Genomic DNA, 991 nt, shown 5'->3' on the forward strand with positions numbered 1-991 from the left:
CGCGCGCTCTCTCAACTGACCCGCCTCAGTAGCGACTTGTAATCGACCAGTCTGAATGTCTGTCTCGGCTTCGTTCGCGTTTTCCATTAGGACTGCAAGCGGCGTCCCGCTGCTGGCGATAACTCCAGACTTCCGGTACGCAGTGCCTGCTTTAGCCTGGAGACTGCCAAACTTCTTTCGGAAACGAAGCTCTTCGCGCTCCCCAACCCGCTCTCTTAGATCAGCATTTTGCTCTGCAACCTTAGCGCTGCGATCGTTGATTTTTTTATTGTACTCGCCAGCTTTTTCCGCAGCGCGACCTGCGGCTTTCATCCCGCTTGCAGCAGAAAAAGAACCTACCGCGGCGATAGCCGTGCCGGCTGCTAGTAGCGCAACTTCAACTCCCATCGACCCAAGCCCACCTTTCATAATCCTGGCCGTCTACGCCGTAGCGGCGCATCGTGCCTTCGTGTTTCATCCCGAGAAACTTCGCCCAGCGTGCCAGCTCCGGCCAGTCGCTGCGCATCGCCGCCTGTACGCGCCACATGCCGTGCGCGTTAGCTATTTCGTGTAAGCGACGACGCACCATCCTGCCCGCCGAGAGCGGGTGTCTTTTCATGCGATCGGCGCCGAGAAGCCAGGCTTCGCCGACGCCCTCCCAAAGCGGAAAAATCCCCGCGGCACCAACAAGGTGCCCATTGTCGATTCCGGTGAAAGCCATATTTTTTTGCACAAGGCCTGGGACAAACTCACCGTAAGGCGCAGACGGTCGGTTCCTATTGTCGTTGAGCTCGCCCGATAGCAGCGCTTCAGCGTGAGCTACCTCAAACGGAACAATCCTCACTGATCGAAGGTGCTCAGCGTCGCGTAGACCGCGAGGACGGTCATCGGCAACGGCTGGTCCTGGCGGATCGTGATCTGCCCATCGGTGTCGTAGTTGCCGTTGAGCTCGATCTCCTTGTCGCCGGTGTAGAGCGCGGGATTCGCCATTGCCGCCTCGATCTTCGCTTTC

2 protein-coding genes are annotated in these 991 nt (G+C 58.5%); both read right to left on the minus strand.

Going from position 1 to position 991, the window contains the following annotated elements; all coding sequences use genetic code 11:
* Positions 1-387 (minus strand): hypothetical protein (locus AAFM29_RS16110; RefSeq protein WP_341713784.1); only part of this gene is annotated, 387 nt, incomplete at its 3' end.
* Complete coding sequence (locus AAFM29_RS16115; RefSeq protein ID WP_341713785.1) at positions 377-700, minus strand: hypothetical protein; 324 nt, start codon at positions 698-700, stop codon at positions 377-379. The genes AAFM29_RS16115 and AAFM29_RS16110, both read right to left, overlap by 11 nt.
* Positions 701-991 lie beyond the last annotated feature (291 nt).

Origin of the sequence: Erythrobacter sp. (assembly GCF_038133525.1) — a bacterium.
GTDB lineage: Bacteria > Pseudomonadota > Alphaproteobacteria > Sphingomonadales > Sphingomonadaceae > Qipengyuania.